General features: G+C 71.1%; 13 protein-coding genes. 9 read left to right on the top strand and 4 right to left on the bottom strand.

The features are described 5' to 3' along the window. Positions 1-165: 165 nt before the first annotated feature. The 6 genes from AB5J49_RS01910 (at position 166) to AB5J49_RS01885 (ending at position 5,718) form a co-directional block, all read left to right on the top strand. Entirely contained in the window at positions 166-966 is an 801-nt protein-coding gene (locus AB5J49_RS01910; protein ID WP_369166706.1) for a crotonase/enoyl-CoA hydratase family protein, read from the top strand. 47 nt (positions 967-1,013) lie between these two features. Further along, positions 1,014-2,006: a Zn-ribbon domain-containing OB-fold protein gene (locus AB5J49_RS01905; protein ID WP_369166705.1), complete on the top strand. Its 993-nt coding sequence runs from the start codon at positions 1,014-1,016 to the stop codon at positions 2,004-2,006. After that, the gene (locus AB5J49_RS01900; RefSeq protein WP_369166704.1) at positions 2,007-3,071 is read left to right on the top strand and encodes a thiolase domain-containing protein; all 1,065 of its coding nucleotides are present in this window, start codon (positions 2,007-2,009) and stop codon (positions 3,069-3,071) included. Further along, on the top strand, positions 3,068-4,234 hold the full coding sequence (locus AB5J49_RS01895; RefSeq protein ID WP_369166703.1) for a thiolase domain-containing protein: 1,167 nt from the start codon (positions 3,068-3,070) through the stop codon (positions 4,232-4,234). The genes AB5J49_RS01900 and AB5J49_RS01895 overlap by 4 nt, the downstream gene beginning before the upstream one ends. Positions 4,235-4,355: 121 nt before the next feature. Then, positions 4,356-4,601, top strand: coding sequence for a DUF397 domain-containing protein (locus AB5J49_RS01890; protein ID WP_128429686.1), 246 nt, complete (start codon positions 4,356-4,358; stop codon positions 4,599-4,601). 211 nt (positions 4,602-4,812) lie between these two features. Further along, complete coding sequence (locus AB5J49_RS01885; RefSeq protein WP_369166702.1) at positions 4,813-5,718, top strand: universal stress protein; 906 nt, start codon at positions 4,813-4,815, stop codon at positions 5,716-5,718. Positions 5,719-5,735: 17 nt separating this feature from the next. On the opposite strand, the gene AB5J49_RS01880 is transcribed toward AB5J49_RS01885, so the two are convergent. Continuing rightward, positions 5,736-6,302 carry a hypothetical protein gene (locus AB5J49_RS01880; RefSeq protein ID WP_369166701.1) on the bottom strand — a complete coding sequence of 189 codons (567 nt, stop codon included), beginning with the start codon at positions 6,300-6,302 and terminating at the stop codon, positions 5,736-5,738. Positions 6,303-6,621: 319 nt separating this feature from the next. Here AB5J49_RS01880 and AB5J49_RS01875 point away from each other — a divergent pair, with 319 nt between their 5' ends. Beyond that, the gene (locus AB5J49_RS01875) at positions 6,622-7,119 is read left to right on the top strand and encodes a hypothetical protein (RefSeq protein ID WP_234767165.1); all 498 of its coding nucleotides are present in this window, start codon (positions 6,622-6,624) and stop codon (positions 7,117-7,119) included. 229 nt (positions 7,120-7,348) lie between these two features. Further along, on the top strand, positions 7,349-9,583 hold the full coding sequence (locus tag AB5J49_RS01870; RefSeq protein ID WP_369166700.1) for a glycoside hydrolase N-terminal domain-containing protein: 2,235 nt from the start codon (positions 7,349-7,351) through the stop codon (positions 9,581-9,583). A 5-nt stretch (positions 9,584-9,588) separates the two neighbouring features. Here AB5J49_RS01870 and AB5J49_RS01865 read toward each other — a convergent pair whose 3' ends face one another. Both AB5J49_RS01865 and AB5J49_RS01860 read right to left on the bottom strand, forming a co-directional pair. Beyond that, positions 9,589-11,487: an N-acetylmuramoyl-L-alanine amidase gene (locus AB5J49_RS01865; protein WP_369166699.1), complete on the bottom strand. Its 1,899-nt coding sequence runs from the start codon at positions 11,485-11,487 to the stop codon at positions 9,589-9,591. Positions 11,488-11,768: 281 nt separating this feature from the next. Then, positions 11,769-12,914 (bottom strand): aminoglycoside phosphotransferase family protein, encoded by a 1,146-nt coding sequence (locus tag AB5J49_RS01860; protein WP_369166698.1) that lies wholly within the window; start codon positions 12,912-12,914, stop codon positions 11,769-11,771. A gap of 245 nt (positions 12,915-13,159) precedes the next feature. Between AB5J49_RS01860 and AB5J49_RS01855 the strand changes: the two genes are divergently transcribed. After that, positions 13,160-14,656: a hypothetical protein gene (locus tag AB5J49_RS01855; protein ID WP_369166697.1), complete on the top strand. Its 1,497-nt coding sequence runs from the start codon at positions 13,160-13,162 to the stop codon at positions 14,654-14,656. A gap of 68 nt (positions 14,657-14,724) precedes the next feature. Here AB5J49_RS01855 and AB5J49_RS01850 read toward each other — a convergent pair whose 3' ends face one another. After that, positions 14,725-16,152, bottom strand: coding sequence for a PP2C family protein-serine/threonine phosphatase (locus AB5J49_RS01850; RefSeq protein WP_369166696.1), 1,428 nt, complete (start codon positions 16,150-16,152; stop codon positions 14,725-14,727). Between the last annotated feature and the right edge of the window lie 313 nt (positions 16,153-16,465).

Here is a 16,465-nt window from a genome sequence, read left to right as displayed (position 1 = left end):
GCTCCTCCTGACCTCGCTCTCCACCGGCTGCCGGTCATCAGAGCAAAGGGCGGCACAACTGTGAAGGGCCCGTGCACAAGAAATCTGACTGTCTGTCAGAAAACTCTTGAAGTGCCCCGGCGCCTCCTGCAACCTGTTCTCGTTCTTTCAGAGGGGAGATGGGCGATGGGTGGGACGGAACACCTCACCGTGCAGCGCGAAGGCGCCACACTGGTGCTCACGCTGAACAGGCCGGAGGCCAAGAACGCGCTCTCACTGGCCATGCTGGTCGGCCTGTACGACGGCTGGCTCGAGGCCGACGCCGACGACTCGGTCCGCTCGATCGTGTTCACCGGGGCGGGCGGGTCGTTCTGTGCGGGCATGGACCTCAAGGCCCTGGCCGGCAAGGGCATGGAGGGAGAGCAGTACCGGGACCGGCTGAAGGCCGACCCCGACCTGCACTGGAAGGCGATGCTGCGCCACCACCGCCCCCGCAAGCCGGTGATCGCCGCCGTCGAGGGGTACTGCGTCGCGGGCGGCACCGAGATGCTCCAGGGCACCGACATCCGCGTCGCGGGCGAGTCGGGGACCTTCGGGCTCTTCGAGGTGAAGCGCGGCCTGTTCCCCATCGGGGGCTCCACGGTCCGTCTGCAACGCCAGATCCCGCGCACCCACGCCCTGGAGATGCTGCTCACCGGGCGCCCGTACAGCGCACAGGAGGCCGCCGGCATCGGCCTGGTCGGGCACGTCGTCCCCGACGGCACGGCACTGACCAAGGCCCTGGAGATCGCCGAACGCATCAACGCCTGCGGCCCCCTGGCCGTCGAGGCCGTCAAGGCGTCCGTCTACGAGACCGCCGAACTGACCGAGACCGACGGACTCGCCGCCGAACTCCAGCGCGGCTGGCCGATCTTCGACACCGCGGACGCCAAGGAAGGCGCCCGCGCCTTCGCGGAGAAACGACCGCCTGTCTACAAGCGCACCTGACCGCCGTGCCCGGCCCGTGCGCCCCACCTCCAAAGGAGATCCGCGGGATGCCCGAAGTCCTTAAAGCGTCGTTCGCCGTCGAGTTCCCGTTCACCCGATCCCTCGGCCCCGTCCAGAGCGCCTTCCTCACCGGCCTGCGCGAACGCGTCGTGCTCGGAGTGCGCACCAGCGACGGCCGCACGCTCGTCCCGCCCGTCGAGTACGACCCCGTCACCGCCGAGGAGATCCGCGACCTGGTCGAGGTCGCCCCCACCGGCACGGTCACCACCTGGGCCTGGAACCACACCCCCCGCCGCGACCAGCCTCTCGACACCCCCTTCGCCTGGGCCCTGGTCCGCCTGGACGGCGCCGACACCGCCCTCCTGCACGCCCTCGACGCGCCCGGCCCCGACGCCGTGCACACCGGCATGCGCGTCCGCGTCCGCTGGGCCGAGGAACGTACCGGCGCCATCACGGACATCGCCTGCTTCGAGCCCTACGACGGCGGCCCGGACGACGGCGGCCCGGACGGCGGCGGCCCGGCCGGACCGGCGGATCACGAGGGGCTGCCGCGAGGCGCCACCGGCGAGTTCGAGGACCCGATCACCGGCATCGTCGCCCGCGCCCGCCTCGACTACACCTACTCACCCGGCCGCGCCCAGACCGCCTACATCAACGCCCTGGCCGACCGGCGGAACGTCGGCGAACGCTGCCCCTCCTGCCGCAAGGTGTACGTCCCGCCGAGGGGTGCGTGCCCCACATGTGGGGTCGCCACATCAGAACAGGTCGAGGTAGGTCCTCGCGGCACAGTCACCACGTTCTGCATCGTCAACATCAAGGCGAAGAACCTCGACATCGAAGTGCCGTACGTCTACGCCCACATCGCCCTCGACGGAGCCGACCTCGCCCTGCACGGCCGTATCGGCGGCATCCCCTACGACCAGGTGCGCATGGGCCTGCGAGTCGAACCGGTGTGGACCGAGCGCGCCCGCTACCCCGACCACTACCGGCCGACCGGCGAGCCCGACGCGGACTACGACACGTACAAGGAGTTGGTGTAGATGACCAGGGACCTGCCGGTCAGGGACATCGCCGTCGTCGCCTTCGCCCAGACCGACCACCGGCGCACCAGCGAAGAGCTCTCCGAGGTGGAGATGCTCATGCCGGTCCTGCACCGCGTGCTCGCACAGACCGGCCTCAAGACCGCCGACATCGGCTTCACCTGCTCCGGCTCCAGCGACTACCTCGCCGGCCGCGCCTTCTCCTTCACCCTCGCCCTCGACGGAGTCGGCGCCTGGCCGCCGATCTCCGAGTCGCACGTCGAGATGGACGGAGCCTGGGCGCTGTACGAGGCGTGGACCAAGCTGCTGACCGGGGACGCCGACACCGCGCTCGTCTACTCCTACGGCAAGTCCTCGCCCGGCCCCCTGCGTGACGTCCTGACCAGGCAGCTCGACCCCTACTACGTCGCCCCCCTCTGGCCCGACTCCGTAGCCCTGGCCGCCCTCCAGGCGCAGGCCCTCGTCGACGCCGGCGACACGGACGAGCCGGCGCTCGCCGCCGTCGCCGCCCGCAGCCGAACGGACGCCACCCTCAACTCCCATGCGCAGCTGCGGGGTTCGGTGCCACAGGGGGAGTACGTCGTACGACCGCTGCGTACCGGCGACTGCCCGCCCATCGGCGACGGGGCCGCCGCCGTGATCCTCGCGGCGGGGGAGCGGGCCCGCGAGCTGTGCGACCGGCCCGCCTGGATCCGCGGCATCGACCACCGCATCGAGGCACACGGCCTGGGCGTGCGCGACCTGACCGACTCGCCCTCGACCCGCCTCGCCGCCGAGAAGGCGGGTGCCTTCGAACGGCCCGTCGACACCGCCGAGTTGCACGCGCCCTTCACCTCCCAGGAGGTCGTCCTGCGTAAGGCGCTGAAGCTTGACGGCGGCGTGCGCGTCAACCTCTCGGGTGGGGCCCTCGCCGCCAACCCCGTCATGGCCGCCGGGCTCATCCGCATCGGAGAGGCCGCCGCCCGTATCCACCGGGGCGAGTCCGACCGGGCGCTCGCGCACGCCACGTCCGGACCGTGTCTGCAACAGAACCTGGTCGCCGTACTCGAAGGGGATCCGCGATGAGCAAGGAGCCCGTGGCCGTCATAGGAGTCGGTCAGACCAAGCACGTCGCGGCGCGCCGGGACGTGTCCATCGCCGGGCTCGTCCGGGAGGCTGCCCGACAGGCCCTCGATGACGCCGAGTTGAGCTGGGCCGACATCGACGCCGTCGTCATCGGCAAGGCGCCCGACTTCTTCGAGGGCGTGATGATGCCCGAGCTGTACCTCGCCGACGCGCTCGGCGCGGTGGGCAAGCCCATGCTCCGGGTGCACACCGCCGGTTCGGTCGGTGGATCCACGGCCCTCGTCGCCGCCAACCTGGTCGCGGCCCGCGTACACGGCACCGTGCTGACGCTCGCCTTCGAGAAGCAGTCCGAGTCGAACGCCATGTGGGGCCTGTCCCTGCCGATCCCCTTCCAGCAGCCGTTGCTGGCCGGCGCGGGCGGGTTCTTCGCGCCGCACGTGCGCGCGTACATGCGGCGCAGCGGCGCGCCCGACACGGTCGGCTCGCAGGTGGCTTACAAGGACCGCCGCAACGCGCTGAAGAACCCCTACGCGCACCTCCACGAGCACGACATCACCCTGGAGAAGGTCCAGGCTTCGCCCATGCTCTGGGACCCGATCCGCTACTCGGAGACCTGCCCATCCTCCGACGGTGCCTGCGCGATGATCCTCACCGACCGCGCCGGAGCCGCCCGTGCGCCCCGTCCGCCCGCCTGGATGCTCGGCGGTGCGATGCGCAGCGAGCCCACTCTCTTCGCCGGCAAGGACTTCGTGTCGCCGCAGGCCGGCAAGGACTGCGCGGCCGACGTGTACCGGCAGGCGGGGATCGCCGATCCGCGCCGGGACATCGACGCGGTCGAGATGTACGTGCCGTTCTCCTGGTACGAGCCCATGTGGCTGGAGAACCTCGGCTTCGCCGCCGAGGGCGAGGGCTGGAAGCTCACCGAGTCCGGGGTGACCGAGCTCGACGGGGACCTGCCCGTCAACATGTCGGGCGGCGTCCTGTCCACCAACCCCATCGGCGCCTCGGGCATGATCCGCTTCGCGGAGGCGGCCCTCCAGGTGCGCGGACAGGCCGGGGAACACCAGGTCGACAGGGCCCGCAAGGTGCTCGGGCACGCCTACGGCGGCGGGTCCCAGTTCTTCTCCATGTGGCTCGTGGGCTCCGAGCCCCCGGACGCCTGAGCGAACTCCCCGGACGGGGGTGGAGGCGCCTTGGGAAAGGTCCTCCTCACGTGGCCTGTCGACACTCGGAACCGATCGCTAGGCTGGGCCGCGGACGACGCGAATCGGGAGGAGCACGGACGTGGCCGAGAGCACCACCATCCAGCAGCAGCCGCTCACGGGCTGGGACAAGCCGGAGCTGGACCTCAGCAGCGCCGACTGGCACTCGAGCAGCCGTGGCCTGGGGGATGTCCAGATCGCCTTTGTCGAGGGATTCATCGCGATGCGCAACAGTGGCCGCCCGGAAAGCCCTTCCCTGATCTTCACACCGGCCGAATGGGGTGCCTTCGTGTCGGGCGCGAGGGAGGGCGAGTTCGACCTGACGTGACCCGTGGGAGGGGGTGAGCCGGCGGGCGGCCGTCCCGTGCGCCGACCGCCTCCGGGCCCACGGTCCCACGGGCCCCACGGCCGACGGGCCGATCCGGGGGTGTTCCGCCCGTTTTTCCGGACACGCGACCTTGAGAACCTCGACGGAGCCGAAGCCTGAGCCAGGCTGGCCCCGGGGAGGGGGAAGGCCGTAACCCGGAGGTGAGGAACCCATGAGCACCCTGCCGGTCATCGCGGCGGTCGACGGCTCGGACGACAGCCTGGTCGCGCTGGACTGGGCCTTCGAGGCAGCCCTGGTGCGCGAGGCGCCGCTGCGGATGGTCCACGTGCAGCAGTACGCCGCCTGGGCCGAGCCCGGTGTGCCGTCAGCCGGACGACCGCAACTGGAGGACGATCCCGTGCTCGACGCCGTACGCCGGTATCTGGCGGGGCGGGGCGAGCGGCCGGAGACGGAGTACCTCGCCCTGGAGGGCGCGCCCTCCACGACGCTGCCCGAACTGGGCTCCGACGCCCAGCTGTTGGTGCTCGGATCCCGCGGCCGCGGGGGTTTCGCCGGCTTGCTGCTCGGCTCCAACGGCATGGCCGCCGCACGTGACGCCGAGTGCCCGGTCGTCGTGGTGCCCAAGCCGGGACGCCAGGTCCACGACGACATGACGATCGAGCCCGGGCCGCGGGTCGTCGTCGGCCTTCATGTCGACAGCCCCGACAAGGCCACGCTGTCCTTCGCCTTCGCCGAGGCCGCCCTGCGCGGCGCCCGGCTGCAGGTCGTCGCCGCCTACTCATGGCCGGCCCACCTCTGGACGGCGGCTCCCAGCCAGGTCGTCCCGCCGCCCGTCGACCAGGACGCCGTCGAGCACGAGACCCGCACCCTCGCGGAAGGCTTCCTCGCCCCGCACCGCGACCGTCACCCCGAGGTCCACGCCGAGTCCTACGTCGCCCCGGGCGACGCGGCCGGCCACCTCGTCGCGGCTTCCAGAGACGCGAACCTGGTCGTCGTGGGCCGCCATCGACGTCGCCTACTGGCACCCGCCCGCATGATGGGGTCGGTGACCCAGGCGGTCCTGCTGCACGCCGCGAGCCCGGTGGCCGTGGTGCCGCCTGCGCCGCCGGAGGAGTGAGAGGACGCCGGAGCGCGTCACGCGGAGCCGAACCAGGTCTCGGCCGGGGACGCCGGGGACGGCAGCGAACCGGCGGCCGGTGCGCCCAACTCCCGTAGACACCAAGGGATATCGCGGTGTACGTGCAGCGGCGTGTACGCCGGCAGCTCGGCCGGGGCGAAGGTGGCGCCGTACGACTTGGTGAGGCGGGTCAGGAGTCGCGGGTCGCCGCGGGTGACGAACAGGCCCACGCCTGCGAAGTCGTAGGCGCGGGCGCCGATCATGGTCGGCTCGGAGTCGAAGGGTGGAACTCCGGGATCTGCTCCAGCCAGGCGGTCGGCAGACCGCGCTCGCGCTGCCGCTCCACGGCCGGCCCGGGTGCGCTGCCGGTCCCACGAACGCACCCCAGTCCCCGGGCTGGAGGACGTCTTCGAGCGCGCGGCATCGAGGGCGTGGAAGACGGCCGGGGCCTCGCCGATCTCGGCGACGAGCCGCTCCCGGCCGACACGCGGGACGCGGTCCCAGGCGCCGGCCAGGTTCTCGCCACGCAGCCGGGACATCAGGACGTACCGCCGGCCGTTCTCGTACGGCCCGGCGTCGTGCACACGCGGCGCAGACCGGCCGCGACCCGTCCGGGGATCGCGTCAGCGGGAGGCCGGCCGGACCGAGGCGGGCGCACGGGTCCCGCACTCCGTCCCGCGTCACTTTCTCGTCGGCGACGACGGCATCCCACTCCTCGTCCGTTTCCACCGGCGGCAACATGATCGGGACCGTAGGACGTGCCTCGGCCGGAGGGCATCGGAATTCCGCGGCCCCGCGACGGCACCGCGGAGCACTCGGGAAGCCGCGCCCGCGTGTCTAGGGGCAGGGTCCGAACCCATGCCCGCACGTCACGGAGCAGGCCCGGCCACGTACCATGGCGACATGTCGTTCCTCCGCCGCCGCAGCGCCACGCCCGCCGGGCCCGACTTCGACGTACTGGCCATGGATCCGGGCGACTGGCCCGGCAATCTGGGCGCCGGGCTGCTGCCCGCCCCCGACGGCAGCTGCCAGGGCGTCTTCCTGCGCTACGACCTCTTCGGCGGCCGCGGCCCCGCGATGATCATCGGCAATCTGCCCGAGGGCTCCCCGGCCCGCGAGGTCGACGAGGGCGAGATCCCCTTCGAGGTCGCGCAGCTGCTGCTGGCCCTGGAGAACGACGAGGAGGTCACCGTCGTCGGCAGCGAGGACGTCCCCGTGATGCAGGGCGACAACCTCCTGATCGTGCGCCGTCTGAAGCTCAGCGAGAGCCGGATCTCCTGCGTGCAGTTCGACCGCAGCGACAACGTCCTGGTGACCATCGCCGCGTGGGACCGCCCCATCACCGACGATCTGTACGCCCTCCTGAAGCCGCTGCCCGCGGAGCTCTTCCAGCAGGGCTGAGTCCTCCCACCTCAGGCCCCGCTGTTCGGGGTTCCGCACATGTTGTCATGACCCTTGTCGCAGAGTCATCGGACCTCTAGCGTCGGGGGTCATGTCGCATGAGTCGCATGAGATCTCTCGTCGGACGACGTTAAAGGCCGCAGTCAGTAGCGCGGGCGCCCTTGCTTTGGGTGCTGGCGCCGCCGAGGCTGTCGCCGCTGATTCCTCCGATGTATCGAGGAGCCCGTCAGTGCTCTGGTACGCCGCTCCCGCCGCCGACTGGGAGCGCGAGGCCCTGCCCATCGGCAATGGCGCGCTCGGCGCCATGGTGTTCGGCACCCTCGCCTCCGAACGGCTGCAGTTCAACGAGAAGACCCTCTGGACCGGCGGCCCCGGTTCCACCCAGGGCTATGACCACGGCAACTGGCGCGCACCCCGCCCCGACGCGATCTCCGCCGTACAGGACGAGCTCGACGCGCGGACCACCCTCGACCCCGAGTCGGTGGCCGACCGGCTCGGCCAGCCACGCATCGGCTACGGCGCCCACCAGACCTTCGGCGACCTCCACCTCGACCTGCCCGGCGCGCCGACGACGACCCCGGCGGACTACCGTCGCGAGCTCGACCTCGACAACGCCGTCGCCTCGGTCTCCTACACCCACCAAGGCGTCCGCCACCAACGGGACTTCTTCGCCTCCCACCCCGACGGCGTGATCGTGGGCCGGCTCGGCGCCGACCGCCCCGGCAGCGTCACCTTCACCCTGCGCCACACCTCGCCACGCGCCGACTTCACGGCCACCGCGGCCGACGGGACCCTGACCGTGCGCGGTGCACTCGCCGACAACGGGCTGCGCTTCGAGGCGCAGGTGCGGGTGCGCAGTCGGGGCGGCACCGTGGCGTCCGACGAGGACGGCAGCATCACCGTGACCGGAGCCGACAGCGCCTGGTTCGTGCTGGCCGCGGGCACGGACTACGCCGACACCCATCCCGACTACCGCGGCAAGGACCCGCACGCCGCCGTAGCCCGTGCCGTGGAGCAGGCGGGCGACCGCTACGAGGCACTGCTCGTCCGGCACACCCGCGACCACCGGGCCCTGTTCGCCCGAGTCGGCCTCGACCTCGGCCAGGCACTGGCGGCAGACGTTCCCACCGACGCGCTCCTGGCCGCGTACACCGGCGGGACGAGCGCGGCGGACCGCGCCCTCGAAGCCCTGTACTTCCAGTACGGCCGTTACCTGCTCATCGCCTCCTCGCGCCCCGGCTCACTGCCCGCCAACCTCCAGGGCGTCTGGAACAACAGCACCACGCCCCCGTGGTCGGCGGACTACCACACCAACATCAACATCCAGATGAACTACTGGCCCGCCGAGGCCGCGAACCTCGCCGAGACGACGGCGCCGTACGACCGCTTCGTCGAGGCGCTGCGCGCGCCCGGACGCCGTACGGCGAAGGAGATGTTCGGCTCGCGCGGCTGGGTCGTGCACAACGAGACCAACCCGTACGGCTTCACCGGCGTGCACAACTGGGCGACCGCGTTCTGGTTCCCCGAGGCGGCGGCCTGGCTGACCCAACAGTTGTACGAGCACTACAGATTCGGCGGTTCCACCGACTACCTCCGCACCACCGCGTATCCAGTGCTGAAGGAGGCCACCGAGTTCTGGCTCGACAACCTGCGCACCGATCCACGTGACGGAACCCTCGTGGTCACCCCCAGCTACTCGCCCGAGCACGGCGACTTCACCGCCGGTGCGGCCATGTCGCAGCAGATCGTCCACGACCTGTTCACCAACACCCTCGAAGCGGCCCGGATCCTGGGCGACACGCCCGACTTCCGCCGCCGCGTCGAAGACGCGCTGAACCGGCTCGACCCCGGTCTGCGCATCGGCTCCTGGGGCCAACTCCAGGAGTGGAAGGAGGACTTGGACGACCCCACCGACACCCACCGGCACGTCTCGCACCTGTTCGCCCTCCACCCCGGACGGCAGATCGAACCCGGCAGCAAGTGGGCGGATGCCGCCAAGCTCTCCCTCACCGCGCGCGGCGACGGCGGTACCGGCTGGTCAAAGGCATGGAAGATCAACTTCTGGGCCCGGCTGCGCGACGGCGACCACGCCCACAAGATGCTCGGCGAACAGCTCAAGTCCTCGACCCTGCCCAACCTCTGGGACACCCACCCGCCCTTCCAGATCGACGGCAACTTCGGCGCCACCTCCGGGATCGTGGAGATGCTGCTGCAGAGCCAGTACGACGCCATCGAGGTGCTGCCCGCCCTGCCCGCCACATGGCCGACCGGCTCGGTCCACGGCCTGCGAGCCCGCGGCGGCGCCACCCTCGACATCGAGTGGGCGGCCGGACGGGCGACCCGCATCGCCCTGAAGGCGTCCCGGACGCGTGAACTCACCGTCCGCAGCGACCTGTTCAAGGGCGGCCACCTGACCTTCAAGGCGGTCGCCGGGCGACGCTACACCTGGAAGCGGGAGGACTGACCCGGCTAGGAACCCGACCCCGTCACCCGCACATCCGCCTTCCGCACGAACGCCACTCGATGGCCGAACTGGATCTCGTAGTAGACGTCCTTGCCGACCACGACCCGGTGTGAGGACCCGTCGAAGGCCACGGCGTAGTAGTACTCGCCCGGCCGTTCGCCGCCCACCGCGTACCTCTGGCCCGCGGGCAAGGTGTACGGCAGCGGCGACACCGCCTGGGCGGGTACGTCCGTCGAATAGGCGGAGGCCTCGGGGTAGGCGCGCCCGTACACCGGGATGGTCTTGAGGCCGTCCTTGGGCGTCACCACGAGGCCGGTCGCGTCCACCGCGGTCGGGTTCTTCTTCGGGTTCTTGAACCACGCCTTCTGGCCCAGGTACCAGATCGCCGTCCAGTCGCCGTTCCGGCCGGCGACCGCGTACTGCTGACCGGTCGAGACCCGCGAGGACAGGTCGTTCACCCCGGTGGTCGGGGTCGAGCCCAGGCCGACGTCCTTGATCAGGGGATACGACTCGCCGGGCCCGGAGTACAGCCGTACCGCGCTCGAACCGTGGTCGGCGCAGGGCACGCCCGCGGTGACGCAGCCGGTGTACCGGGGCCGGTTGGTGGCGTAGTCGGGGCGGATCGTCACCAGGCCGCCGTTCGGGCCCGCGGTGGCCTCGAAGGGACGGCCGAGCAGCTCGAAGTAGTGCCGCCAGTCCCAGTACGGGCCCGGGTCGGTGTGCATACCGCTGACCGTCGCCGAGGTCGGACCCGGCACGTTGTCGTGGCCGAGGATGTGCTGCCGGTCCAGCGGGATGCCGTACTTCTTCGCGAGGTACGTCACCAGGCGTGCCGAGGACCGGTACATCGCCTCCGTGTACCAGGCGTCCGGCCGCGCCAGGAAGCCCTCGTGCTCCAGGCCGATCGACTTGGCGTTGACGTACCAGTTGCCCGCGTGCCAGGCGACGTCCTTGGCCTTCACATGCTGGGCGATGTGACCGTCCGTCGAGCGCAGTGTGTATTGCCACGACACATAGGTCGGGTCCTGCACCATGGTGAGGACTCCCTCCCAGGCGCCCTCCGTGTCGTGGATGACGATGTAGTCGATGCCCGGGGAGGCCGGACGGTCGCCCAGGTCGTGGTTGCCGTAGTCGCCCTCCCCGAACTCCTCGTACGGTGCCGGGATCCACTCGCAGGACACCGTCGTCGGGCACTCGGTCTGCGTGGCGTCGAGCGTCCGCAACCCCGCCCTGCTCAGCTGCCCTGTGTCGGGGGAGAGGCGTGGTTGGGCGGCCAGAGCGACCAGCTGGCCCGCGTCCGTGGCGCGCTTCTGACCGGTGCGCAGTACGTCGTAGACGTCGTTGGCGTACGTCGTCGCCGTGGCCGTGTCGTCGGCACCGGAGAAGCGAGCCACCGCCCCGTACCAGTCCGCGGGGTCGGAACTCAGCGGTTCGCCCAGCTCCTGCTGCGCGGCGGCGAGCAGTGCGGCACCGCCCGCCACATTGGCGGCCGGGTCCGTACGCAGCTGCTCCGGGCGCAGTCCGGTCAGTTCGGCCGCCTTCGGCAACGTCCTGAGGCGGGCCGGGATCTCCGCGGTCTCCGGCAGCTTCGCCTCGGGGAGCAGGGGCGGGCGGGCGCTGTCGCCGCGCGCGTCCTCCGAGCCGTCACTGTGGTGCGCCGGCTCCTCGGCGAGCGCGGTGCGGGCGTCGGTGAGGTGCATCGGGCCGTAACCGCCGGTCACACTGGGTGCCCCGGCATGCGTGTCCCAGCGGGACTGGAGGTAGGAGACGCCGAGCAGGACGCTCTGCGGCACGTGGTACTCGGCGGCCGCGGCGGCGAAGGCCGACTGCAGGTGGTTCTCCGGGTTCCGGGCGTCGGACGGGGCCGCGCCCAGCAGCGGGAACAGCAGCGCCGCAGCGGCCATGGCGGTGACGGATCCTCGCAATGCAGCCTCCAGGGACGGTCGGGCGCGATGAGCCGTGCGGGGCCGGGCGTGCGTCTGTGGTACCGGCTGTCCGACGATCCGTCAATCATGCCGACCGGCAAGTGGATACCCCTGCAAATCGAGGGTCCCGGGAGTTTCGTGGCGGCAGCCCCAGGGCCTGCGGGGCGTCAGTGGCGTACACCAATGGGGCGTTTACGGCCGTACACACGACAGTCCGGGGTGCGCCGCTGTCCAGGGCGCACCGCGGACTGTCGTCCCCGTCAGCGAGTGCCGACCGCCGCGCGCACGGCCCGTCGGGCCAGCTGGCAGTCGTCGTGCAGCCGCCTCAGCAGCAGCCGCTGTTCCTCGCCGGACGGCGCAGCACCCGGGTGGGCCACTCCCGGTGCCGCCGGGGTCGGGGCGTCGTGCATCGAACGCTGCACGGCCGTCTCGTAGGTACGGATCTCACGGGTCAGTACGAGCATCAGGTTCACCAGGAACGCGTCCCGTGAAGCCGGGCCCGCCGACTGGGCGATCTGGCTGATCTGACGACGGGCCGCCGGTGCGTCCCCGAGCACCGACCACAGCGTCGCCAGGTCGTAGCCCGGCAGGTACCAGCCCGCGTGCTCCCAGTCCACCAGCACTGGACCGGCCGGTGAGAGCAGGATGTTCGAGAGCAGTGCGTCGCCGTGGCAGAACTGGCCCATGCCCTGCCGGCCCGCGGTCGTCGCGATGCCGTGCAGCAGCTTCTGCAGATCGCCCATGTCCCGGTCGGTGAGCAGGCCCAGCTCGTGGTACCGGGAGATCCGGGTCGCGTAGTCCAGCGGCGCGTCGAACGTGCCCGCCGGCGGGCGCCACGCGTTGAGCCGGCAGATCGCTCCGAGTGCCGCCCTGATGTCCGCACGCGGCGGCGCCTCCACCGGGTGTCGCTGCAGTGCCGCCACCCGGCCCGGCATCCGCTCGATGACGAGCGTGCAGTTGTCCGGATCCGCTGCGATCAGTCTCGGCACACGCACGGGTGGGCGGTGCCGGACGAACGAGCGGTATGCCGCTATTTCGTGCCGGATCCGCTCGGCCCACGCCGGCGAGTGGTCGAGTAAACACTTGGCGACGGGCGTGCTGCGTCCGGTCGTGCCGACCAGCAGCACGGACCGTCCACTGCGGCGCAGCACCTGTACCGGAGCGAACTCCGGACAGATCCGGTGCACCGATGCGATCGCCGCACGCAGCTGGGCGCCCTGGGGGCCGGACAAGTCGAGTCTCCCGCTGAGCGGTTGGGTGCCGAGCCCCGCGGGGCGCCGCGTCCGGCCCGCACCGAGTACGGGGGCGGCCGTCGGCCGCGCGGGGTCGAGGTAGGGGCCGCCACCCGCCGGGCGGGGGCGCAGCGACCGGGGTGGGGCGGACACGGAGGACGATGCTGCGTACATGGGAGAGACAGATCCCTTCGTGTGCCTGCGAAGTCAAAGCGCGACCCGATCCGGTCGCCCGGGTGCACCCTGGGGAATGCACCAGCCGTATCAAGAGGGCGACCGGGTCGGGGTGGCGCTTTCCTACCTGACACCCGATGCCCAGTGGCACACCATCTGGCGCACCCTGGCGAACCCTGGCGAATAGTCCCGGGGCAACTCTCACCGGGCTACTGTCAACTCAGCCGAGAACCTGGGGGCTTGACGTGAGCGGACAACCCAACACCCGCCTATCGGACCTGTTCGGCCTGGCCGGCTGGTCCAAGGGTGAGCTCGCGAGGCTGGTCAACCGGCAGGCGGCGGCCATGGGCCACCCTCAGCTGTCGACCGACACCTCGCGGGTGCGGCGGTGGATCGACATGGGAGAGATCCCGCGCGATCCGGTGCCGCGGGTGCTGGCGGCCCTGTTCACCGAGCGTCTCGGCCGTGTCGTGACCATGGAGGACCTCGGTCTGGTCCGGCACGGGCGTGCGGGGAAACGGCAGGACGGCGGGAGTGTGGAACATCCCGACGGTGTGCCCTGGGCGCCCGAGCGGACGGCTGCGGTCCTCACCGAATTCACGGGAATGGACCTCATGCTCAACCGACGCGGCTTGGTGGGCGCGGGCGCCGCGCTCGCCGCGGGATCCGCACTCAGCAGCGCCATGCACGACTGGCTGCACACCGACCCGGCCCTCAGGGCCGACGCCCCCCAGTTCGACGACCCGTTGCACGCCGATCCCGCTGGGTTCGACCGTTACGAGGCCGCCCCCATCGGATCGCAGGAGATCGAGGAACTGGAGCGCTCGGTAGAGGTGTTCCGGGCCTGGGACGCGGCCCGCGGCGGCGGGCTCCAGCGCAAGGCAGTCGTAGGCCAACTCAACGAGGTGGGCGGCATGCTCGCCTACCGTCACCCCGACCATCTGCAGCGGCGCCTGTGGGGCGTCGCCGCCAACCTCGCCGTCCTCGCCGGCTGGATGTCGCACGACGTCGGCCTGGAACCCACGGCCCAGAAGTACTTCGTCATCGCCGCCCACGCGGCCCGTGAGGGCGGCGACCGGCCCCGCGCCGGGGAGGCGCTCTCCCGAGCGGCTCGCCAGATGGTGCACCTCGGCCGGCCCGACGACGCGCTCGACCTGATGAAACTCGCCCAGTCCGGCTCCGGCGACGAGGTGCTGCCGCGTACCAGGGCCATGTTCCACACCATCGAGGCCTGGGCGCAGGCGTCGATGGGCAAGGGCCAGGCCATGCGCCGCACCCTGGGACAGGCGGAGGACCTCTTCGTCTCCGACAAGAGCGACGTACCGTCACCGAGCTGGATGCAGACCTTCAAGGACGAGGATCTGTACGGCATGCAGGCCCTGGCCTACCGCACGCTGGCCGAGTTCGAGCCCGGCGCGGCCGCGCACGCCCAGCACTACGCGGAGAAGGCCCTGGCCCTGCGCATCGACGGCCGGGAGCGGTCGAAGATCTTCGACCATCTGTCCATGGCGTCGGCCTGCTTCATCGCGGACGACCCCGAACAGGCGGACCGGTACGCACGACTGGCCCTGATGTCCATGGGCTCCAACTCGTCCGGCCGCACCTGGGACCGACTGCGTCAGATGTACCGGCTCACCGCCGAGTACTCCAGCTACCCGAAGATCCACGAACTACGGGAGGAGATCCGGTTGGCGCTGCCCAAGATGAGGAAGTCGGGCGGCGGTAACAGCGCACAGGCATAGGGGGACTGTGCGCCTGACCGATTCCCGGAAGTACCGGGTTCCCGTCCGTACCAGGGTGCCCCCCTGAGCTAGGACGTCACCCTCGCCACGAGCACACAGGCATTGCCCTCGCGCTCACTCTCACCGAACTCCTTGACGACCAGCCGCACACAGTCCTGTGCGGTGCGTGCCTCGCAGATACGGGGACCGAGGTCGAGGAGGCGCTGCACGGAGTCCGCTCCGCTGTGCCTCGGCACCAGTCCGTCCGTGTACAGCAGGAGCAGGTCGCCCACATCGAGGGTCTCCTCTGCCTGTGCGTAGACGGCACCCGAGGTGGCGCCGAGCAGGACGCCGTCCGGCGCGTTCAGCCTGCGCCCCGTCCCGTCGCGGAACAGCAGCGGGGCGGGGTGTCCGGCCTGCGCCCAGGTCAGGGTGCGGGTCTCGGGCCGGTAGCGGCAGCAGAGGGCGCTGCCGAGGGCCGGCTGGACGGTGGCGTCGAGTAACTGGTTGAGCCAGGACATCAGTTGCCCCGGCTGGGTGCCCGCCATGGCCATGCCGCGTACGGCGCCCAGCAGGGTCGCCATGCCCGAGGCCACGGCGACGCCGTGCCCGGTGAGGTCGCCGATGCTCAACAGCGTTGCGCCGTCGCTCAGTTCCAGTGCGTCGTACCAGTCGCCGCCGATCAGTGCGCTCGTGGACGCCGGCAGACAGTGAGCCGCGAGGTCCAGGGTCTCCGGGCCTCGGTGCGGGAGCCGCAGGGAGCCGCGCCACGGCGGGAGCACGGCCTCCTGCAGCTCGGCCGCGAGCCGGTGCGCGCTCTGCGCGTGGTGCCGTTCGCACTGGAGCGAGTCACGGGTCTCGCTCACCTCGCGCTGGCTGCGGCGCAGTTCGCTGACGTCGCGCAGCACGGCCCACATCGAGGCGGTGCTGCCGTCAGTGTCGAGCACGGGCTCGCCCATCATGTGCACGGTCCGGACTTCGCCGTCCGGGCGTACGACGCGGAACTCGCCGTCGATGGGCTTGGCGTCGACAAGGCAGTTCGTGACCATCGCCGTCAGCTTCGGCCGGTCCTCGTCGAGCACCAGGGACGGCAGCTCGTCGAGGGTGAGCGGTGGCGCGGCGGGATCACGACCCAGGATCTGGTAGAGCTCGCCGGACCAACTGGCCTCGTCCGTCAGCAGGTTCCACTCCGCGCTGCCGACCCGGCTGAGCAGCGAGCCGCGCCGGGGAGCGGGTGGCACGGCGTCGGGCGCGGGCGCGGGAGCCGCGTCCACCAGGGCCGGGCCGTCCCGCAGTTGCGCAAGGTGCTCGTCGAGGTCGTTGAGCTGGTGCAGGGCGAGGTCGTACAGAGCCCGCTGCCACCGCTCCTGCGGATCCGAACCGTCGTCGCTGCGCGTGTCCCGCCGTACGGCGTCGACGTCGCCCTTGAGTCGCCGCGTCTGCGATATGAGCGCTTCGACCGAGCCGCGTCCGGGCGGCTGAGCGGCGGGGCGGTCCGCAGAGAGATGGGGCGGCATGACGCACTCCGATGCGAGGACGGTACGACCAAGGCTGACGGAAGGACCATTACGACTGTTGCACAGCCCGCGACGCCCTGTAAGGGATTTGGCAACACCCGATACGGTGGTGCGTCTGGCATATGCCAGAGTCTTCACGGAGGGCTCGCGTCATGCGATTGCCGTAGGTCGCCGAAGGGGTCAAGTCGTAGGCGCGGTACGTGATTTGACGTCCTGACGGGGTTGATTGTACGTCGCTCAGTCGAGTGTTCGACGGTCGGATGTTCTAGGGGTGGAGGGAGGGTGGCCGTCGGCCGGGGCGATGCACTCTTCG

The organism is Streptomyces sp. R28 (assembly GCF_041052385.1).
In the GTDB taxonomy this organism is placed as follows: domain Bacteria; phylum Actinomycetota; class Actinomycetes; order Streptomycetales; family Streptomycetaceae; genus Streptomyces.
This window is presented reverse-complemented; position numbering and strand designations above follow the sequence as displayed.